Origin of the sequence: Dechloromonas denitrificans (assembly GCF_001551835.1) — a bacterium.
Lineage (GTDB): Bacteria > Pseudomonadota > Gammaproteobacteria > Burkholderiales > Rhodocyclaceae > Azonexus > Azonexus denitrificans.
The window spans coordinates 225,299-244,339 of the sequence record NZ_LODL01000005.1 but is presented as its reverse complement, the minus strand read 5'-3'; the positions used below and the strand labels follow the sequence as shown (position 1 = coordinate 244,339).

General features: G+C 59.7%; 22 protein-coding genes. 9 read left to right on the top strand and 13 right to left on the bottom strand.

Annotated features, from left to right (window positions below; translation table 11 throughout):
- Nucleotides 1-169 precede the first annotated feature (169 nt).
- The 3 genes from AT959_RS21500 to AT959_RS21350 all read right to left on the bottom strand — a co-directional run bounded on the left by AT959_RS21500 (nucleotide 170) and on the right by AT959_RS21350 (nucleotide 2,818).
- Nucleotides 170-1,129: a DUF2442 domain-containing protein gene (locus tag AT959_RS21500; protein ID WP_083518154.1), complete on the bottom strand. Its 960-nt coding sequence runs from the start codon at nucleotides 1,127-1,129 to the stop codon at nucleotides 170-172.
- 77 nt (nucleotides 1,130-1,206) lie between these two features.
- Nucleotides 1,207-1,764 carry a nucleotidyltransferase domain-containing protein gene (locus tag AT959_RS02120; RefSeq protein ID WP_066880060.1) on the bottom strand — a complete coding sequence of 186 codons (558 nt, stop codon included), beginning with the start codon at nucleotides 1,762-1,764 and terminating at the stop codon, nucleotides 1,207-1,209.
- Nucleotides 1,765-2,383: 619 nt separating this feature from the next.
- Nucleotides 2,384-2,818, bottom strand: a complete 435-nt coding sequence (locus AT959_RS21350; protein ID WP_169795438.1) for an HAD domain-containing protein — start codon at nucleotides 2,816-2,818, stop codon at nucleotides 2,384-2,386.
- A 20-nt stretch (nucleotides 2,819-2,838) separates the two neighbouring features.
- On the opposite strand from AT959_RS21350, the gene AT959_RS02110 reads away from it, so the two are divergent.
- Nucleotides 2,839-3,222, top strand: coding sequence for a hypothetical protein (locus tag AT959_RS02110; protein WP_066880056.1), 384 nt, complete (start codon nucleotides 2,839-2,841; stop codon nucleotides 3,220-3,222).
- A 382-nt stretch (nucleotides 3,223-3,604) separates the two neighbouring features.
- Here AT959_RS02110 and AT959_RS20210 read toward each other — a convergent pair whose 3' ends face one another.
- Nucleotides 3,605-4,684 (bottom strand): ADP-ribosylglycohydrolase family protein, encoded by a 1,080-nt coding sequence (locus AT959_RS20210; RefSeq protein WP_240481681.1) that lies wholly within the window; start codon nucleotides 4,682-4,684, stop codon nucleotides 3,605-3,607.
- An 867-nt stretch (nucleotides 4,685-5,551) separates the two neighbouring features.
- On the opposite strand from AT959_RS20210, the gene AT959_RS02100 reads away from it, so the two are divergent.
- Together AT959_RS02100 and AT959_RS21950 are read left to right on the top strand one after the other, a co-directional pair.
- Complete coding sequence (locus AT959_RS02100) at nucleotides 5,552-6,568, top strand: hypothetical protein (protein WP_157651177.1); 1,017 nt, start codon at nucleotides 5,552-5,554, stop codon at nucleotides 6,566-6,568.
- 120 nt (nucleotides 6,569-6,688) lie between these two features.
- The gene (locus tag AT959_RS21950) at nucleotides 6,689-6,961 is read left to right on the top strand and encodes an excalibur calcium-binding domain-containing protein (protein ID WP_276203654.1); all 273 of its coding nucleotides are present in this window, start codon (nucleotides 6,689-6,691) and stop codon (nucleotides 6,959-6,961) included.
- 501 nt (nucleotides 6,962-7,462) lie between these two features.
- Here the strand turns inward: AT959_RS21950 and AT959_RS02095 are convergent.
- From AT959_RS02095 to AT959_RS02085, 3 genes are all read right to left on the bottom strand, one after another.
- Complete coding sequence (locus AT959_RS02095) at nucleotides 7,463-8,887, bottom strand: AMP-binding protein (protein WP_240481665.1); 1,425 nt, start codon at nucleotides 8,885-8,887, stop codon at nucleotides 7,463-7,465.
- Nucleotides 8,887-9,198 carry an ArsR/SmtB family transcription factor gene (locus AT959_RS02090; protein ID WP_066880049.1) on the bottom strand — a complete coding sequence of 104 codons (312 nt, stop codon included), beginning with the start codon at nucleotides 9,196-9,198 and terminating at the stop codon, nucleotides 8,887-8,889. Before AT959_RS02090 ends, AT959_RS02095 begins: the two co-directional genes overlap by 1 nt.
- Before the next feature lie 87 nt (nucleotides 9,199-9,285).
- Nucleotides 9,286-10,260: an AraC family transcriptional regulator gene (locus tag AT959_RS02085; RefSeq protein WP_240481663.1), complete on the bottom strand. Its 975-nt coding sequence runs from the start codon at nucleotides 10,258-10,260 to the stop codon at nucleotides 9,286-9,288.
- Between AT959_RS02085 and AT959_RS02080 the strand changes: the two genes are divergently transcribed.
- Nucleotides 10,261-10,713: a response regulator transcription factor gene (locus AT959_RS02080; RefSeq protein WP_066880045.1), complete on the top strand. Its 453-nt coding sequence runs from the start codon at nucleotides 10,261-10,263 to the stop codon at nucleotides 10,711-10,713. It begins immediately after the preceding gene.
- A gap of 95 nt (nucleotides 10,714-10,808) precedes the next feature.
- Nucleotides 10,809-11,408, top strand: coding sequence for a hypothetical protein (locus tag AT959_RS02075; RefSeq protein ID WP_157651176.1), 600 nt, complete (start codon nucleotides 10,809-10,811; stop codon nucleotides 11,406-11,408).
- Nucleotides 11,409-11,480: 72 nt separating this feature from the next.
- Here AT959_RS02075 and AT959_RS02070 read toward each other — a convergent pair whose 3' ends face one another.
- Nucleotides 11,481-12,422, bottom strand: coding sequence for a DMT family transporter (locus tag AT959_RS02070; RefSeq protein ID WP_066880265.1), 942 nt, complete (start codon nucleotides 12,420-12,422; stop codon nucleotides 11,481-11,483).
- A 1-nt stretch (nucleotide 12,423) separates the two neighbouring features.
- A complete protein-coding gene (locus tag AT959_RS20845; RefSeq protein WP_157651175.1) occupies nucleotides 12,424-12,579 on the bottom strand; it encodes a hypothetical protein in 156 nt (51 codons plus the stop codon).
- Between the two features lie 113 nt (nucleotides 12,580-12,692).
- Between AT959_RS20845 and AT959_RS02065 the strand changes: the two genes are divergently transcribed.
- Both AT959_RS02065 and AT959_RS02060 read left to right on the top strand, forming a co-directional pair.
- Nucleotides 12,693-13,580: an alpha/beta fold hydrolase gene (locus AT959_RS02065; protein WP_066880041.1), complete on the top strand. Its 888-nt coding sequence runs from the start codon at nucleotides 12,693-12,695 to the stop codon at nucleotides 13,578-13,580.
- Nucleotides 13,581-13,677: 97 nt separating this feature from the next.
- Nucleotides 13,678-14,373: a Crp/Fnr family transcriptional regulator gene (locus AT959_RS02060; protein ID WP_066880039.1), complete on the top strand. Its 696-nt coding sequence runs from the start codon at nucleotides 13,678-13,680 to the stop codon at nucleotides 14,371-14,373.
- Between the two features lies 1 nt (nucleotide 14,374).
- Here the strand turns inward: AT959_RS02060 and recG are convergent, their stop codons facing one another.
- Complete coding sequence (gene recG, locus AT959_RS02055; protein ID WP_066880037.1) at nucleotides 14,375-16,414, bottom strand: ATP-dependent DNA helicase RecG; 2,040 nt, start codon at nucleotides 16,412-16,414, stop codon at nucleotides 14,375-14,377.
- 7 nt (nucleotides 16,415-16,421) lie between these two features.
- The gene (locus AT959_RS02050; RefSeq protein ID WP_066880034.1) at nucleotides 16,422-16,805 is read right to left on the bottom strand and encodes a RidA family protein; all 384 of its coding nucleotides are present in this window, start codon (nucleotides 16,803-16,805) and stop codon (nucleotides 16,422-16,424) included.
- 53 nt (nucleotides 16,806-16,858) lie between these two features.
- Between AT959_RS02050 and AT959_RS02045 the strand changes: the two genes are divergently transcribed.
- Nucleotides 16,859-17,188 carry a tetratricopeptide repeat protein gene (locus AT959_RS02045; RefSeq protein ID WP_066880032.1) on the top strand — a complete coding sequence of 110 codons (330 nt, stop codon included), beginning with the start codon at nucleotides 16,859-16,861 and terminating at the stop codon, nucleotides 17,186-17,188.
- Between the two features lie 141 nt (nucleotides 17,189-17,329).
- Entirely contained in the window at nucleotides 17,330-17,674 is a 345-nt protein-coding gene (locus AT959_RS02040) for a hypothetical protein (RefSeq protein WP_066880030.1), read from the top strand.
- Nucleotides 17,675-17,689: 15 nt separating this feature from the next.
- On the opposite strand, the gene AT959_RS02035 is transcribed toward AT959_RS02040, so the two are convergent.
- Together AT959_RS02035 and AT959_RS02030 are read right to left on the bottom strand one after the other, a co-directional pair.
- Nucleotides 17,690-18,517 (bottom strand): SPOR domain-containing protein, encoded by an 828-nt coding sequence (locus tag AT959_RS02035; protein ID WP_083518148.1) that lies wholly within the window; start codon nucleotides 18,515-18,517, stop codon nucleotides 17,690-17,692.
- Complete coding sequence (locus AT959_RS02030) at nucleotides 18,517-19,041, bottom strand: DUF2802 domain-containing protein (protein WP_066880026.1); 525 nt, start codon at nucleotides 19,039-19,041, stop codon at nucleotides 18,517-18,519. Before AT959_RS02030 ends, AT959_RS02035 begins: the two co-directional genes overlap by 1 nt.

Genomic DNA, 19,041 nt, shown 5'->3' with positions numbered 1-19,041 from the left:
TAGCGGTTTCCCGATAGCGGCCAGTCAGCCTATGCCGGGTTTTTCGAACCGGACTGCCACAAAGCCGTTGGCGACCTCACACTACCCACCCAAAATGAGCCGCTCGGGGTTGTCATCCAATTTCGATAGTAGCGGCTTCAACTGCTATGTGCCTGTGCGTCCGGTATCCTCAGGATACCCCTTGATTTCCAGTGGTTTCCTGACCGAGCCTAGCCTGAAGAGCCGCTAGTACGCGGAGTTCCGTAAGTTCCTTGCGGACCGCCTGCTCCATAGCCGCCCGACTGGGTACGGCACCAGTGTCATCGAACAGATGTTCGAGTTCGGCCGACCGAGTGTCCACGCACTCAACGGCATAATCAAGCCATGAGGCAAAGCCGGTCGGGGGCTTAGGGAGGGGCTCGGCGGTGGCACGAGCCAGGGCTTGCCCTTCCTCAACGAACGCTTGCATATCCGCGACAGCCTGGTCGAAGTTTGGCCGCTCCGACTCGTTAACGAGGTGAACGACGCGGCTCACCGGCAGAAGCTCGTCGTAACGCAAGGGCACCTCGCCCGCGGACACGCCATCTTCAGCGGCGAACTCAACGAGACAGGTGTACTCATCCAGGGGCTCGATTACTGTCCCGAGCGTGCCCGCGGCCAAGGTCGTGCCAAGGCCGGATGTGCCCTTGGGAACTTGGGTCAGCGTGACTACAGTGGAGAGCATCGGAATTGGTTGTCCGCTCTCCCCGGCTGAACAGGGCAAGGTACCCCTGGACTTTCGGAGTTCTGGTCGCTGGACAAGCCGCCACTCACCAGCAGCCCGAAGAGCCAAAGCCTCCTCTCTGCTCAGGACCGGCTCGTTGGGGTCCCGCAGACTGGGCTCAGACCACGGCACGCTCTTCTCCGAGAGGCACTCAGGGTCTATGTCCAGGTTTCCCGGCCAACAAACGGTACCGTGCTGGACAAACGCTTGCCGAAAGAGCAGGGGGTCGCGAAGGGCCTGGAACATGCCTTTGGATAGCCAAGGGTCGACGTCGTACTGACGGATTTCACCAGTGGCAAATGTCAGCTTCAACCACCGGTCAAGCATCGGTTCGACAGCGATGACCTCGGGGAGCGAGGGCGAGCTGGTGGGGTGTTCTCTAGGCATTGGTACTCTCTCGCTCTGCTAAGCATTTGTCTGAACAATACGGGAAGAAGTGCCCTCGACCAATCGCTGAAGCGGCATCACAGAATTCTCAGGATAGGGCCTTGGGCAATTTGGGCCATGATTGGGTCAGACTCTATCAGTGCAGCCCATTCAGCAGGCTCGTACAGAGAGAAGTTGAGGGGGCGTAGCATGCCTTGCTCGGCAATGTGCAAGGCCTCGGACAGTTCAAGGAGAGAGGCGATTCCGACGACAATCATATCAATGTCGCTCCGGGAGCTGTCCGAGCCCTTGGCAACGGAGCCAAAAACGAACGCTGAGTTGATGTGACCTGCAAATAGCGCAAGGGCTTCTTTCAACGGCTCCATAATGGCAAATGACTTGCGCGCGATGGCCACTAGCTCTGGATAAAGTGGGAACTCAGTATTTGCTCGGATACTCCGTTGCCTACCTCGGCGCGGGTCTTCTCTAAGTACGCCGGCCTCGACCAAGCGGTCCACCTGTTTTTGAGCACTTCCACGCCCACTGCCCGCCAATTTGAGCAATTCCTGTAGCGTAAAACTGCGCTCAGGCTGCAGCAACGTAGCCGCCAGCACACGCTGCAAGCATGGAGTGAAGAGAAAGTCGGCAAGACTCATGGCAATTCCTTGAATTGGGGATGGTTATCCCTTCTATAGGAGGACTTTTCTGCAAAATCCTCAATAGAGGGATATATATCCCTCTATTGAGGATTAGTCACAACAATCCCTTGGCAGGAAAATCTGGCCCGACGTATCGGATTCAATTTTGGGTCATTCGTGTAGTCACATTCATTTGCTTATCCGGTCAATCCATCTGGTTGCAAAGCAAGATTTGTTTTACTATAAATCACGTGACGAATGAGGCTGGAACCTCCCGCGTCACAGGGTTGCTTAGACCCAAAGCATCAATACGGCAAATACCAGTGCCTTACTGATGTGAAGCCGAGTTTTAGTTGTTTCCTGGATATTTCAAGTGTCACCGGCAGCGCCTGAAGTTTCTCAGGCAGCAGGCGCCGCCTCGGTCGGCCACCAAGGCGACTGCACCAAGAAGCCCCGCTAGCCGGGGCTTTCTTATGCCTGCGGCTCTGCCACCTAGCCATCTACTTATGCCAAAGAACTTATAGTTTGGCTGATAGGTTTCCGTAAATTCGGCTCGCAGCGTGGTTGAAGTACGCGACGGTTCGCGTATTTCAAGGCGGACTGCCAAGTCTTGGCAAGCGGCGGGAGAGGGAGCCGTTCAGCCAGCTGGTCCGCGGCCGGTTCGAGCTTGGTAAGCTGCTTCTAAAGCCACCAGCCGTACCCGCAGCTCCTCGGCTTTTCCCTCTTCGGCCAGCCCCTTCATGTCGTCGGTCTTGACCAGCCGGTGGCGCTCGTCGTCAGGCCAACCATCATCGTCGTTGTCCAACGCCAGCCAGTCCTGGACGCTACGCCTGATGACATAGTGCCTGACTTGCTCGTATCGTGAAAAGGTGTGCCAAACGTGCAGCCAGCCGTCTTCTGCGGCATACCTGCGGTGCCAGCAGCCCCCGACGACCCGGGATTGCAACCATCCTGGCAGCCAAGCCAATGCCTGGCGGTGCCCGAGAGCTCGGCCCCAGGATGTTGAAAGTACAATTTTTATCGAGAGGGCCTCGTACAGGGCGGGCCGCAGGAGCGGAACCCATTCGAACAGGGACGCCCCTTCGGTTTCTTATGAATGAATTGCTCCGCCCCTGGAAGGTTCTTACGCTTGGAATCGGCTTGGGATTGCTTATTGCGGGTTCGTACTATTACGAAGCACCTGACTGGGACATTCCCATCAGCATAATCATGGCGGGGTTTACCTACCTGACTGCAGGATGGTCAATGCACGTCATAGTTGAGCGGCGCTGGAAGGCTCTGCCCTTCATGCTTTTTGCAACGTGGTGGTGCGTTGATGGTTGCTATGCCTTGTATTGGCATTTGGTCAATCCCGAAGCTCTCGCGTTCATGCGCGAGGCCAACTGGCCTGCCTCGTTGTCTCTTTACTGGATGTGTGGCTTGGTATGGTATTTCAACGGGTCAATGAAAGACGCGCGGCGGGTTATCGGACAATAGCGCCAAAAAAGGAGACAGCATCCGGCGAAATGCCGCCGGTCGACATAGCCATCCAATTTCAATACCGAAGGTTTCGTCGAGGCTGACTCAATGTCCGCTATTCGGTGAGCAAATTGACGCCCTAATTGCCTCAGTCCGGCCAGAAGCAGAGACTCTCTTTCCTTTAATTACGCGGCGGCTTTTCCCGTTGAAGCCGACATTCATTTTTCATGTTCAATGTTGTCACCGGGTAAGGGCCTTGGAGATTCACCTCAAGCAGGATGGGGAAAAAAGCCTGCATCTCCAGTCTCACTCCCGAGGAATGGATGCCGCGGCTCGGCGAAATTCTCGCTTTACTAGCAAGCTTTGGTGAAAAATACTCGGTCACAAGCTGACCGAGAGATTATCCGCCAGGATAACGCTCGACCACCCCTGCATCGTAGCTATCGGACATGAAATCTAGGTTCCAGCGCCAATGCTGCTCTATGTCGCTGGCCAACTGCATAATGGTGTCTCGAATTTCCAGCGGAGTTAGCCAACGCTCGGGTATCCCGGCCTCGCCATAGAAAGCACCGAGCAGCTGGCCAACCAGAGAGCCTGTAGTGTCCGAGTCGCCATCATGATTGATGGCCATGAGGACGCCGTGTTGGAAGTTGCTCGCCTTGAGTGTGCAATACACCGCAATTCCCAAGGCTTCTTCGCCAACCCAAGCCTCTCCCAGTTGGCCGATGGCTGCCTCGTGTGCCAGGTCGCCACCCGCTAGGCTGACTGCCTTATCTAGTGCAGCGACGCATTCCTCGTGACCTTCTTCATGACTTAAGCATTGCCTTGCCCGGTCAATGCCCTCAACCAAAGGCTCGTTGCACAAGACTGCATGAAGAATGACCGCAAAGGCGGCCGCGGAAAGAAAGCCTGAGGGATGGCCATGGGTAAGCCAAGCGGTTTCCATCCCCAAATGGAAAACTTCTCTTGTTTCATCGGGCTGACCGGCAAACATCATTGCCACCGGGGCGACGCGCATTATTCCTCCTGCGCCCTTGCTATCGTTGTCGGCTCGTCGGTCGGTTAAGTTTGTGAAGGCCTTCACGGCAGATATGCAAGTTCTACCAGGCGCCCTTTGGCTGTGAAGCTCCTTAATTCCCCACAGCCATCCTCTTACCTGCTCTGGCTGTGGTTTTGTCTCGGACTGAATACCCTGAGTCCAAAGCCAACGAAGGTAAGCATGGCTAACGACAGAGGTGACGGAGACCATGCCCCGGGTACCAGCGCGAACATAGGCACGCAGCAATCCTTCAGCCGTAAACAACGTCATCTGAGTGTCGTCTGTAATAGCACCTAGCCGGCCATAAGCTGGTGCATAGTCTTGGATGCCATCCGGACCAAATCTAGCTTTTATTTCGGCAATAGATAGGAACTCCACGGGTGCTCCAAGTGCGTCACCCACTGCCCCCCCAAGCAAGCAACCGCGAAGCTTTTCGCCCATCGACAATTCTGTTGGTGTGTTCATGCTCAAGTTCGAGACCCTAGGATTCAGCGCATTGCCAAGTTAGCCATATGGGATAGTATTCTGATTAGTTTTCATCATATCGCAATGAAAGGGACGATTATGTCGACAACAACGACTGACCAAGTATCGGGAAAGTTTTATCGACTTCGGGCACCAGATGCCAGCACCTATGAATCTACGACGCCGGGCCAGCTTGGAGGGTATGCGCCAGGCCGAATTTATGGGCGCCTGAATTGTCCATCGGCAAAACGTCACCTAGCCAATGGCAATTATGTAAAAAGCCGAGTATTTTTCGCAGACGAAGCTACGGCGATTGCCAGTGGCTTTCGTCCTTGCTTTTACTGCATGAGGGAACGATACAAGGAATGGAAGGCTGGAGGTATTCCTGGAACGGCTTCTTATCCTTGGATGATAGTTCCCTAGCCCATTTGTCTTGTTATCACCGTCCGGAACCGGCTGTTAAGCTGTCCTACTGAACGAATATCTTGAATGACTCCATTGGGTCGTCAGTATCCTGGGGCGAGAGGCCGGTTTCGGGAATCATAATTTGACTGGCCGCTTTCGAGCTATGAATTCGAAGCGAGGACTGTCGCAAGCCGACCCAAAGCTGCCATAGCGGTTTCCCGATAGCGGCCAGTCAGCCCAAGCCAGGTTTTTCGAACCGGAGTGCCACAAAGCGGCCGTTGCCGACCTCACCAAACCGGCCATGGGCGGCCGGTCGAGTGATATACAGAGAATGTCAGCAATGAGCCCAAAAGTGTTCGTTCACGTTGGGGCCACCCGGTAATATGCCTTCAGACTATTGTTCGCAATCGTTTCGGAGCAAACGGGAAAGGCAACCATATGAACCAAACAATCAACACCAGCACCTCTGAGGTACCTGCTGTTCTGCCAGAGAAGTTCTGTCCTCAATGCGGGAAAAGTACGCTCCCTCTTTCTGTTCCGCACGTGAGTACCGAGTGCAAGGATTGCGGCCGTACTGTGCACTTCGTAAGGCCGGGTGACAATGGCGAAGGTATCCGCGTCGAAGCCGGAGAACAATTCACTATTCCAGCAGGTTGGATAACCCTATCTCTGGAGCCAAAGGCGAATGGAAAGCTATTTCGGTCTGGGCTGCCGTTCCTGCTAAACCAGTTTTTTGTCAGTAACGCGCCTACAGAGGAGAGCATTACTGAGTTTGTAGACAACCTTGAAAAGGAATTCGATAACTATGTTGAGAAGACAGAAGCGGCCAAGGGGCTGAACCTCGCAACCGAAGATGGTACCAAGGAGCTAATTGCTCGGCTTGAAGCGGACAAGCAATCGCGTGACTGGTACATCTTTGCTGCGTCGATGTTCTGTGGTGGTATCAAATGGTCGATTGAGAACGAAAATGCTCAGAGGGCAGCATGGGCTGGCTACATGATGGGTACTTTTCGAGCTCTATCAATCGTGAGCGAACCTGTTTTCGAGGAGACTCTTTGGCGAGGCTACCTTGCCAATGAAGTGGTCTACGAAGCGGCTGCCGCTGCGGGGAACCGCTCACCAGCCGAACTGGAGGCCCTAAAAAAACTAGAACCACTTTTTCAGCGGCTTGATGAAACTGCCTTACATGCGCTGGTCGATAGCGGACTAGCAATTGGGCCGAAAATCAATGTTAAGCACCTGCCAGAGGAACTCTTGAGAGCACTTGCGAAGCACCAGCTTGCAACTCGAGAGCGGGAGCGTCAGGAGATACGGCAGGCGGAAAAGGACAGACGTGAGGACGAGCGAACTACCAGGAAGGATAGACGCGAGGATATCGAACTGCGCATCAAATGGCTGACCATCGGTGCGACACTCGCGGGCATTGTGGCGTCACTCGTAGTGAAATTCGCGTGAGGGAGCAGAGAACGACTGCTTACTAATCTACTAGGGCCCGTCGTTCGGGACGCCATCAATGGCAGCAAAGGGTCGGCTTGCGACAGCCCTCGCTTCGAATTCATAGCCGCAAAGCGGGCAGTGGAATTCCGCTTCCTGGAAGCGGTCAGTCGCCACAGGGGACACAGGTGCCAAAGCGTACGGTCAACTTCGGAGCCAGCCGCTTTGGTAGGTTCCGCAGCTGATGCAGCACCCGGTCGCTTCCAGTGCGACGGCCGGACCCACTGCTCCCAGATGACATCCTGCGCCGAGGCAACCTACTTTATTCGAAACTGCCCTAATACCCAGATGGATGGCGATGGCGACGGAAACCCATGCGAATCTCAGTGGTGCACGGGGCCGTTTGCAAAGTAGCGCTGTTGGGACACACTGCAGACAACCTATCCCTCTAGCGTCTCAATATTACATTTGGCCCGAAACAGCAGGCACCCTCGGGGGTATCTTTGAATAGGGCATGAATGCTTTCTCTTGCCCCAGCCACCCAAGAAAAAACCATCGCCACAAACCGGTCCTGACGGAATGTCGCATTCAGGAAATTGGATAGCGCCTCTTCTCCTGTTGCATCAATGACAAGGTCGAATTCAGCCAGGTTAGCTAGACAACTCCTTCTGTAGAGGCGTGAATCCAGCCACTCAACAATCCCACCGGGCGCAACGACGGTGACTGAAGCGAAATCACGTTGTACCTGCCGCGCTCCGCTACGCTCGCTTGCCTCCTGGCTCGTTCGGCTTCGCCGGCCCGAGCCCAGGTCGAGTTCATTTTGAAACCCGATTGAGATGCTAAGTAAAAAAGCACTTCGCTCACAATGTTACCAATCCGTCCCTCAAGATACCGCCATGGACAACTGGCTAGGAGTTAAACGACTGAAGGGTTAACACCCTCACACGCACGGCTAAATAGGTTTAATAGTTTAGGGGTAAGAACCGGGATGATCCGGTAATGCAGCGGCGACGGATAGAGAAAGAGGCTGGCCCCGGTCAGCACCGGCAGCAGCGCACCGGCGGTCAGGCCGAAGGAATGGAAGATGGGCAGCGCATTGAGCACCTTGTCGTCCACCGAGAAGTCGATCACCGCCCTGATCTGCGCGATGTTGGCAAGAATGGCGCGATGCGGCAGCACGACACCCTTCGGCTTGCCCTCGGAGCCGGAAGTGAACAACACGACCGCAGCCTCCTCGGGCGAGGCGTGCAGCTCGAAAGCGCGCGGCCGGTGGATGGCGTAGAGCATCAGCCACAGCTTGTCGGCCAGCCCGATCTGCTCGCGGATGTCTTCCAGGTAATGCAGTTGCACACCGTTCAGCGCCGCCAGCTTGTCGGTCAGCTTGGCCTGCTCGACGAAGGCGCGCGAGGTGACGATGTGACGGACCTGGGCACCGTCGCAGGCGGCCTGCATGGCATCGACGCCGGCCGTGTAGTTGAGCATGGCCGGCACGCGGCGGCGCGCCGTCAGGCCGAAGATCAGCCCGATGGTCGGCACCAGGTTGGGCAGCAGCAGGCCGACCTTTTCGCCGGGGTCGGAAATCCGCTCGACCTGGCGGCCGAGAATGAGCGCCATCTTGAGCAGGTCGTTGTAGGAATACTCGATCTGCTTGACGTCCTCGAGCAGGCGGCGGCGCTTGCCGAAAATTTCGGCAGCATCGCACAGCGCCGTGTACAACGTCTGCTGCGGCCGCGAGGCGAAGATCATTTCCTGCATCAACTGGCGCATCTGCTCGCCCGCCTTGCGCCGACGCAGCTTGGCGGTAGCCGCCAGCGGCATCGGGAAATGCCGCTCAGGCAGCACGGTCAGGCGAATCTGTGGAAAGAGTTCCTTGGGATACTTGCCGGACAGGCGCGAGAAGTAGCTGCGCGACGCCCCGTCGAGGCGGACTGGCAGCACCGTCGCCCCGGTCTTGGCGGCGACGAAGGCTGGGCCGTCGTACACCTTCATCAGGCTGCCGGTCAGCGTGATCCGCCCTTCCGGGAAGATGACCACCGGCCGGCCGGCCTCGATCAGCCGGATGACCTTCTTCATCGCCATCGGGCTGGTCGGGTCCACCGCCAGATACTCGACCTGCGAGAGCAGGATACGGAACCAGAAATTGTTGGCGATACCGGTATGGACAACGAAAACCGGGTCGATCGGCAGGAATAGGCCGATCAGCAGGCCGTCGAGGAAGGATTCGTGGTTGGCGACGACGAGCAACCGTTGGCGCGCGAAATCGGCCTGCTGCATCCGGACGTCGACACGAAACAACAGGCGGGCCAGGCCGCGCAACAGCGGCCGCAACAATTTGCGCATCAGGTGTTTTCCTTCAGATAGTCGAGAACGTTGCCGAGCGTCAGTTGCAGGGCATCGCGGTTGATCCAGAACCAGACTTCCTTGCCGAGCTTTTCGGAAGCCAGCACACCGGATTCGTGCAGGATTTTCAGGTGGTGCGAGACGGTGGACCGCGCCAGCGTCGACACTTCGGCGATCTGCCCGACATTGAGCCGCTCGCCCGGCTCGAACAGCAGCAGGATGCGCTGCCGGTGCTCGTCGCCGAGCGCGACAAAAATGCGGGACATCGCCTGCCACTCGGCGGGGATCGTTCGGGAGTAGTCATTCTTCATGTCGATAATCTTAGTTATATCGATATGTTTTCGTCAACCCCGTTTTACCCGAACTCTTCTCGTCCGCAGTTTAAGGCTGGCCTCGGATCAAACCCTGGATTGCGAAAATACGCCGGGGGTACAGTTAAATTGGCTTCTGAATGCGGCAATGAAGGCCGACAAGGAGTCATATCCGCAGGCACACGAGACATCGGTCACCCGGTCGCCTCGTTCCAGTGCAGGCAATGCGCTCAGTAGCCGCATGCGCTGGCGCCAGACGCGAAAGCTCAGGCCGGTTTCCTTCAGAAACATTCGACTCAGCGTTTTCTCCGAAACGCCGACCTGGAGTGCCCACTCGGCCAGGCCGTGCTTTTCGTCGGGGCGCTCCTGCAGGCTGCGGCACAATCGGCGAAGAATCGCACTCCGTGGCAGTGGAAGCATCAATTCCACTTCCTGCGCCTCTGCGAGGAGATCCAGCAGAACCGCTGCGAAACGCCCATCCGGGCCAGTTTCATCGTATTCGACGGGGATCGAACTAAACCGTCGGATCATCTCGCGCAGCAAGGTGCTGACCTCGATCACCCGGCAACGCTCAGTTGCCCACCCCTGGATTTCCGGCTCGATGTAGAGGCTGCGAATGCAAGTCGTCGGACCGCTGCGTACCTGATGCGTGATGCCGGCCGGTATCCATATGGCACGTTGCGGCGGCGCCACAAATCGACCGGCATCGGTATGCACTTCGATGACGCCTTCCGCCGCATAGGCCAGTTGCCCCCATGAATGCTTGTGGCGATAGCGCAAGGCTTGGTTTGGCAGCGCCTCGGCGTGTCCGTAAATCGGCCGGGGCAGTTTTCTTAGCGAACGCAGCCCCTGGACCTTGCGGTTACTCGTTTGTCCGTTAAACGACACTTGCTGGCCTTTTGACGTTAGTCGGAATTTTTCGACGATGCTAACGTTGTAACAAGCGATGGCGCAAGAGGCGTTTCGATCGTTTGAGCGGCCGCGCCGAGAAACACTGCGACAACCTGCAAAGATGCGTGAGCGATGCGGTCCGGCAACATAGACGTGCAGAAAGGAAGTCAAATGAGCGAAACCAACCGAGAGTTCATCGCATACATCCTGGACGACGACGTCGATAGTCGAGGTTTGCTGGTTTCACGCCTTCGGTCACATGGCTTATCGGTGGCCGCTTTCAGTTGCGCCGCTGACTTCATCGAAAACCATGACCGCTCCCGGCTTGCTTGCCTGATTCTGGAGTCGAAGCTTCCCGACATGATGGGCCTGGAGTTGCAGGAATTTTTGAACAGCCAGCAAATCTGGCTTCCCCTGATATTTTTCACCGCATCTGGGGATATTTCTTCTGCGGTCAGTGCCATCCAGAATGGTGCCGAGGACTTCATCCGCAAGGTGCAGGGAACCTCGGCCGTGGTCGCCGCGGTAGAAAGAGTCATCCGTGGCTACCGGTCAGGCAAAGGGAGTGGCAAGCCGCGTCACCCGTATGCACCGGTGGGTTATCGTCCGCCGATAAGACAGTAAGCCATTGTCGCTCCCGCCCGGCAGCAATCTGAACTCAGGCTTCGTCGAAGGTAAACTATTGGCCAAACAGCGCTAAAATGCAGTATTAGCTTCAGTTGATCATCACGATGCGTTGGTTATTGGTCGCGGCCCTGGTCGCATTCTCATCCGTAAATGTCCTCGCCGCCGACGCGGAGAGCGAGGAGACGCGGTCGCTCGTCGACGCGTCGGAAGCGACCCCGGGCGTTACCGTTTCGGCCATCCTGGCGCTGCCTCCGGTGATCGAGGTGGTCAAACTAGAGATTCGCTCCGCCAAGAAACAACGGCTGGCCAAGAAAAAAGTCTCGCCGACCATCATGTTGACGCGCACCGAGCGGCGTCAGGTCGCCTTGCTGGCCGCCACCACAAGCGGCAGCCAGCAAAGCCACACCTACTACCCGAATGAAGAGTATGAAGTCGGGATTGACGAACTGGTCTTGCATCGTTCATTCAGCCGCCCCAAGGTGGTGGCCGATCCTGATGACGATGAAACAGATGCACCGGCAATCTCCGACGAAGTCGGGCTGCGCCTGCTGATGGCCCGGCTCAAGGCGGTCGAGGCACACGTACTCAATCAAGTTCCGGATACCGACGAGGCGCTCCCCGAATCAGTCCGCCTTCGCTTGTCCGAGGCACGCCGGAAGGCAGTTCAGGCGCACCAGCAAAAATTTGCCTGACTTTCTGGATTGATTTGAATTCAGTCAATCGGCGCTAGCTGCAGCGCCGAGCCAGGCATCAGGAAGACGCCTTTAACTGCCTCGCAGTCTGGCCGACAGCAGTTTTTTCGCCCCGTCGCTCGGCATGGCGCCCAGAATGGCCCCGGCCGAAACAATGACGATGCCCAGCATGATGGTCAGACTCAATTTTTCATCAAGGATGAAAAAGGCGCCGATCGCGGACACGGCCGGGACCAAAGCCAGCATCATCGAAGCCTGGCAGGCGCCGATCTTTTGATTGGCATAGCTGTACATGCCGGCCGCTACCAGCGCGGCAACGATGCCCTGATAGACGCACTGCAGCACGATGTCGCCCCAACTGGCGTATTGCACCGTTTTCGGCAAATACAGCAGATAAACCGGCATGTAGAAGAGCAGCGCGAAACTGGCAATGCCGAAGATGCCGAGATGCGGCTTGATTTGCCAGCGCCGCATCAGCAGCCCGAAGATGGCCCAGGACAAGGCGGCGGCCAGAAACAGCGCATCACCGATCCATTCGTTCTGTTCATGCGCCGCAAACAAGCTGTCGAAGCCGATCAACAGCAAGCCGCAGGTCGACAGAATCAGCGCCAAGACGGTGTGCCGGGCAATGTGGAAACGCGCCAGCACGGCGACGATGATCACCGTCCAGAACGGGATGCCGCCATTGACGAAGACGCCGGCGTGGGCGCTCGGGGCAAAGGAGAAGCCGGAATAGACGAGCAGGCCATAACCGAGGCCACCGAATACGGCGAGCACCATGTAACGGGGCCACTCCCTCGGCGGCACGTACTTCAGGAAAAAGGGCAGTGTCAGCATGCCCGAGATGCCGTAGCGCATGGCCGCCAGATCAAACGGCGTAAATACCCCCTTGCTGCCGAATCGCGAAACGATGTTGAAACCGGACCAGCAAACCACCACGACCAGGCCGGCCAGCAGGCCTTTCGTCGCATCAGACAACCAGGGGCCTGCAGATCCACCGTCAGAAACATTCATCTCAGTCTTTTCGCTTTCCAAAAAATAATTCAACCAGGCTTGCCGAGCCATTGCGCTCGCCCATCCTGACCGCCTGACGTCGCGCTTGGTTCAACACATTGTCGAGCCCGAGGCCGGCAATGCGCCTTGCCGCCGGAACAATATCGCCAGCGCGCACTCGAAATCCCACTTTGCGCCAAATAAGTTAATCTCAACACAGGCAGCCGCCGATGGCTAGAATCTGCCGGCGCGGCAATTGCTGCGGTCGACCACCTGAAAACCCGAAAATCCATGCGCCCTTCCCGCTCCGAATATCTCGATCTGCCCGACGTCCGCCTGCACATACGCCGCTGGGGTGACCCGCAGGCCCCGCTGCTCTTTCTGCTGCACGGCTGGATGGACGTTTCCGCCTCCTTCCAGTTCGTCGTCGAAGAACTGCAGCGGGATTGGAACATCATCGCCCCCGACTGGCGCGGCTTCGGCAATTCGGAATGGCTGAACCGCCCCTATTTCTTCGCCGAACACCTTGGCGACCTTGAAGCCATTCTCGACCGCTACGCCCCCGAGGGCCAGGTCAGGCTGGCCGGCCACAGCATGGGCGGCATTCTCGCCTGCCTCTACGCCGGCATCCGGCCGCAACGGGTGGCCGGCGTAATCTCGCTGGAGGGCTTCGGCATCGCACCGACGACGCCCGAGATGGCGCCGGAACGCTACCAGCAATGGCTCGGCACACTAATGCAGCCGCCGCGCATGCACGTCTATGCCGACCGTGCCGCTTTCGCCCGCCGCCTGCAGCACACCGACCGTTTCCTGACGCCGGAACGGGCCGATTTCCTGTCCCGCCACCTGGCCCGCATCGGCGACGGCGAAACCAAGGGCGGCCAGCGCCGCCACGGCATCATCTGGAATGGCGACCCGTGGCACAAGGCGACCTCGCCCTACCTGTTCCGCCTGGAAGAGTCGATGGCGATCTGGAAGAAAATCACCTGCCCGGTGCGCTGGGTGGCCGGCCGCCAGTCCTGGGTGATCCGCGATTTCGCCATGCGTCCGGGCGACTGGGAAGCCCGCCAGGCCTGCTTTGCCGATGTCTCGGAAAGCTGGATCGAGGAGGCCGACCACATGCTGCACCACGACCAGCCGGCCGCAGTCGCCCACAGTATCGAAGCCTTCTTTGCCTGACCGGGACCGGCGAATGCGGCACAGTGTCGCAACATTGCGTTTGCATAGCAGGCGATGCCATTGCAAAATCATCTGACTGCACACCATCAAGGCCGCCATGGATAGCCCCGTCAAACTCAGCATCGAAGCCGCACTGTCGAAAACACTGCTCTGCGCCGACCTGAATTCAACCGAACTGCGCCGGATTGCTCACTCAACCCGTGAGATCTACGCCAAAAAAGGCGAAATACTGTTTCACAAAGGTGAGCCCTGCACCGGCGTGCATCTGGTGGTCAGCGGCCAGCTCAAACTGGCGCTGGTCTCCAGCGTCGGCAAGGAAAAAATCGTCGAGTTGCTCGGCGCCGGGCAGAGCTACGGCGAGGATCTGCTGCTCGCCGAGCGGCCCTATGGCGTTTATGGCGAGGCACTGAGCGATTCGCTGCTACTCCATGTGTCACGCCAGGCCCTACTCCCGGAAATCGAGGCGATCCCGGCACTGGCCCGCAAGATGCTGAACAATGCGGCCAACCGCACCCACACCCTGGTCGATGACGTCGAGGCCTACTCGCTGCACTCCGGCAAACAACGCATCGTCGGCTTCCTGATGCACGAACTCGATAACGAACAAGCCTCGGCCGCCGATGCCGTCCTCCACCTGCCGGCTCACAAGGGAGTGATTGCTTCACGGCTGAACCTGACGCAGGAACACTTTTCCCGCCTGCTGCATGAATTGCAAGACCTCGGCCTGATCGTCGTCGACGGGCCGCTGATCCGCATTCCCTGTCTCGACCGGCTGCGCGCCGCGTTCGTCTGACTCAGGCCTTGAGCAGTTCTTCGCGCGAACCGAGCCAGCGTTCGAGATGGCGCTCGGCCAGTTGCGGATGCCGGGCCAGCATTTCCTCGGCCACCGTGCGCGCCATTTCGACCAGATCGGCATCCAGTTCCAGGTCGGCGTAGCGCAAGAGCGGCACGCCGCTCTGCCGGGCCCCAACAAATTCGCCGGGCCCGCGAATCTGCAGATCCTGGCGGGCGATCTCGAAACCGTCCGTATTCTCGAAAATGATCTTCAGGCGCTGGCGGGCGATTTCGCCGAGCGGCCCGGCGTAAATCAGCACGCAACTCGACTCGTACTGACCGCGCCCGACCCGCCCCCGCAACTGGTGCAGCTGCGACAGGCCGAAACGCTCGGCATGCTCAATCACCATCAGGCTGGCGTTCGGCACATCGACACCGACCTCGATCACCGTCGTCGCCACCAGCACATCGATCTCGCCGGCCGCGAAGGCAGCCATCACCGCCTGCTTCTCGTCCGCCTTCAGCCGGCCATGCACCAGTCCGACGGTCAACCCCGGCAAATCGGCCAAAAGCGTTTCGTAGGTATCCTGTGCCGTCTGCAACTGCAGGGCTTCCGACTCCTCGATCAGTGGGCAAACCCAATAGGCCTGCCGTCCTTCCTCGACCAGCTTCCTGACGAAGCCGACCACGTCGTCGCGCCGGCTGTCGGCGACCAGCCGCGTCTTGATCGGCGTCCGCCCGGGCGGCAGTTCGTCGAGCACGGTGACGTCCAAATCGGCGTAATAGCTCATCGCCAGCGTGCGCGGAATTGGCGTCGCCGACATCATCAACTGGTGCGGATTGCCGCCCTTCTTGCGCAGGGCCAGGCGCTGGGCGACACCGAAACGGTGCTGCTCGTCGACAATGGCCAGGCCGAGCCGGGCGAAATCGACGCCATCCTGGATCAACGCATGCGTGCCGACCACCAGTTGCGCCCCGGCCGCCGTCGCCGCCAGCTGTTCGCGCTTGGCCTTGCTCTTCAGGCTGCCCGACAACCAGGCGACCTCGACGCCGAGCGGCGCCAGCCAGTCCTTCAATTTCAAATAGTGCTGCTCGGCCAGGATTTCGGTCGGCGCCATGAAGGCCGCCTGCCAGCCGGCCGAAATCGCCTGGCAGGCCGCCAGCGCGGCAACGATGGTCTTGCCGGCGCCGACGTCGCCCTGCAGCAGACGCTGCATCGGGTAGGGCTGGGCGAGGTCGTCGGCGATTTCCGCCATCGCCCGCAACTGGGCGCCAGTCAGGCCGAAGGGCAATTGGTCGAGCAGGCGGGCGCCGAGATCGTCCCGCGCCACCAGCACCGGCGCGCCCTGCTCGCGGCGGGCGAGATAGGCGCGGCGCAAGGAGAGTTGCTGAGCCAGCACTTCGTCGAACTTGACCCGGCGCCAGGCCGGATGATTGCGCGCATGCAGGGTATCGAGATCGGTGCCGGGCGGCGGCTGGTGCAGGAAGCGCAGGCTGCGCGCCAGACCGGGCAGTTTCAGGCTCTGGCGGACCTCATCAGGCAGCGTTTCGGCGAGGTCGCCGACCGCCAGCGCCTTGCCGATCAGTTTCTGCAGCGCCGAATTGGCCACCCCGGCGGTCGACGGGTAAACCGGGGTCATTTCCGTCGGCAGCGGCGTCTCTGCGTCGACCTTGCGAAAACGCGGGTGCACCATCTCCGCCCCGAAAAAGCCGCTGCGCACTTCACCGAAGGCACGGACCCGGGCGCCAACGGCAAAGACCGCCTGCTGGCTGGGGTAGAAACTGAAGAAGCGCATGGTCAGCTCGCCGCTGTCGTCGAGCGCCCGCACCACCATCTGCCGGCGCGGCCGGAACTGCACTTCACAGGAACTGACGACGACCTCGACCTGCACCGCCTCGCCCCACGGCGCGCGGGCGACCGGGGTGAGACGGGTTTCGTCCTCGTAGCGCAGCGGCAAATGGACCAGCAAATCGGCCTCGCTATGGAGGCCGATCTTTGCCAGTTTCTTGCGCAGCGCTTCGGGGGCGCGGATCGGGACGGCTGCCCCGCTAGCGCTCATCAGCCGCTTAGTTGCCCAGGCACATTACCGCGTCGGCCTCAACTAGCGCACCGCGCGGCAGTTCCTTGACGCCGACGGCAGCCCGGGCCGGGAAGGGCTCGCTGAAGTAACGGGCCATCGTTTCATTGACCTTGGCGAAGTTGGCCAGATCGGTCAGGAAGACATTGAGCTTGACGACATCGGCCAGCGAACCGCCGGCCGCTTCGGCGACGGCTTTCAGATTTTCGAAGACGCGAACGATTTGCCCGTCGATCCCGTCTACCATCTGCATGGATGCCGGATCGAGCCCGATCTGCCCCGACATGTAAACGGTGTCGCCGACGCGCACGGCTTGCGAATAGGTGCCGATGGCAGCCGGGGCGTTGGGCGTGGCGATGATGGTCTTGGCCATGTGTAGCTTCCTGTATCCAAATTGCGAAAACCCTATTTTAGCCTTGGTCGCCCATGAACCCACGTATCGAATCCCTGGAAAAAATGCTCGATGGCCCGCGCGATGGCGCCCTGCTCCGCTTCTCGCTGGGCAATGAATATCTGAAGGCCGGCGATCCGGCCCAGGCAGCAAAATGCTTCCAGGCCGCCGTCGACCGCGACCACCACTATTCCGCCGCCTGGAAAGCACTCGGCAAAGCCTTGGCCGAAGCCGGCGCGCATCGCGACGCCCTGGCCGCCTACGAACGCGGCATCGCCGTCGCCGAAGCACGCGGCGACATTCAGGCCGCCAAGGAAATGACGGTCTTTGCGCGGCGGATCCGTCGGGCGCTGGAAGAGGCCTGAACAAGAGCGGCCGGCCAAAACATGGCGGCCTGTTCTGAACGGCATGACTAATATCTGGTTACAAAATGACTCAATAGAGACGTCGGCCGGGCGGGGGCTCATGCGTTACTTGTTTACGACCTCACCGGAATTGCCTGCCCCATGAAACTGAAGCAAATGCTCACCCGTCTGACGATTGCCGCCTTGGTGCTCGGCGGCCTGAGTGCCTGCACCATCGTGCCGGCCCAGCCGGGGGCATATGGCTACGGCTACCGGACCACGCCGGTCTATGTCGAAACCTATCCGACCTATCGCTACGGCTATCCGAACACCTATTACTACGGCGGCGGTCATCGCCACTACGATGACCGGAATGACCGGCGCTATCGGGAAGAGCGTCATTATCAGGAGCCGCGGCGCATCGACTCGCCGCTGGAAAGTGCCGCCCGCGCCCACCGTGATGTCCGGCGCAGCCTCGGCCTGCCCCGCCTGCCGGGCATGCCCTGACCCTTGGCTGACGGCTTAGTGCTTGCCCTTGGCCGGCGGCACAAGCACGGTTTCGACGCCCAGCTCCCGCAATCTGACCTGCGCCGCTTCCGCCTCCTGGCGGGTGCGGAAGGGGCCGACCTGAACGCGGGTCTCCAGCGTCGACGGAACGCCACTCAAGGTCAGCTTGGCATGCAGTTCCTCGGCCCGTTGCGGGCTGGCGAAGACGCCGGCCTGCAACAGGAAGCCTGAAAACAGACGTGATACGCCGCTCGGCGCGACGACCGTAACCGGCCGCGCTTCGACCACCCGGGCCGACGGTTTGGCCGACGGGGCCGCTGGCGCCTCTTCCACCACCGAAACACTGGGGGCTGACGTTGCCTCGGGAACCGGGCGCACCGCTCTCGCGACGGGCGCAGGCTGCGGCAGGACGGCCGGTGGTTTGGCGATGACTGCGTTCGACGGGGCCGGCGGACGGATTTCCGGGCGCGGCTCGACTTTGGCTTCCGTCCTGGTTTTTGCCTCGGTTTTGGTGTCGACCGCCGGTGTCGGCGGAGCAACCGTAACCGGGGCCGCCGGCGCTTCGGCGACGACCGGGGCCGGAGGCGGCGGCGGTTCAGGCAGGTCGGTGGTCGGCGTCACCGGCTGCGACACTGCCTTTTTCGGCGGCACCGGGACCGGCTGGGTGTACTCCTCTTCGTCGAGTTCTTCGGGCGGCGTCGACAAGTAGTCGAAGAAGGCCAGCACGCCGAGCAGCACGGCAACCAGGACGCCGGCCATGGCCAGACGCTTGACCAGCTTGTTGCGCAGATCGCCAGCGGTGTCGGCGCTGTCCGTCTTAACTTCGGGATTGTCTGCCATCATCAGCCTCCCCGTTCCTGGCTTTTGGCCAGGGCAACGACCAACTCGGCCTCGGCCCGGGCAATGCCGCAACGCTCGGCGATCATCGCCGGCTCGTAACCGGCGGCCGCCATTTGCATGGCGTCACCGTAGATCGGTGACACCGTTTGCGCCGCCCGCAGGTGGGCCAGTTCCTGCTGCATGTCGGTACGCAGGGCAGCCAGTTCGCCGCGCATCGCGTCGACTTCGTCGCGCAACTGGTCGAACTCCTGCTCCAGGCTATGGCGCAGCATTTCGTCGGCCATCCCGCGCGAGGCGCGTTCCCAGTCATCGCTCGCCGCACGGTCCGGCTCCACGGCAGCAGGCACTTCCGGCGGCACGGCGGGCTCAACCGGCGCGGGTATCGGCTCACGCGGCACGGCGACTTGGCCGGCCCGACTGTGCAGGCGATACATCCGGAGCAGCACGAAAATGATGTAGCAGGCGACCAGCGTGATCAGGCCGATCACGGCTTCACGCAAACCCAGGGTTACGCCGGCCAGCTCCAC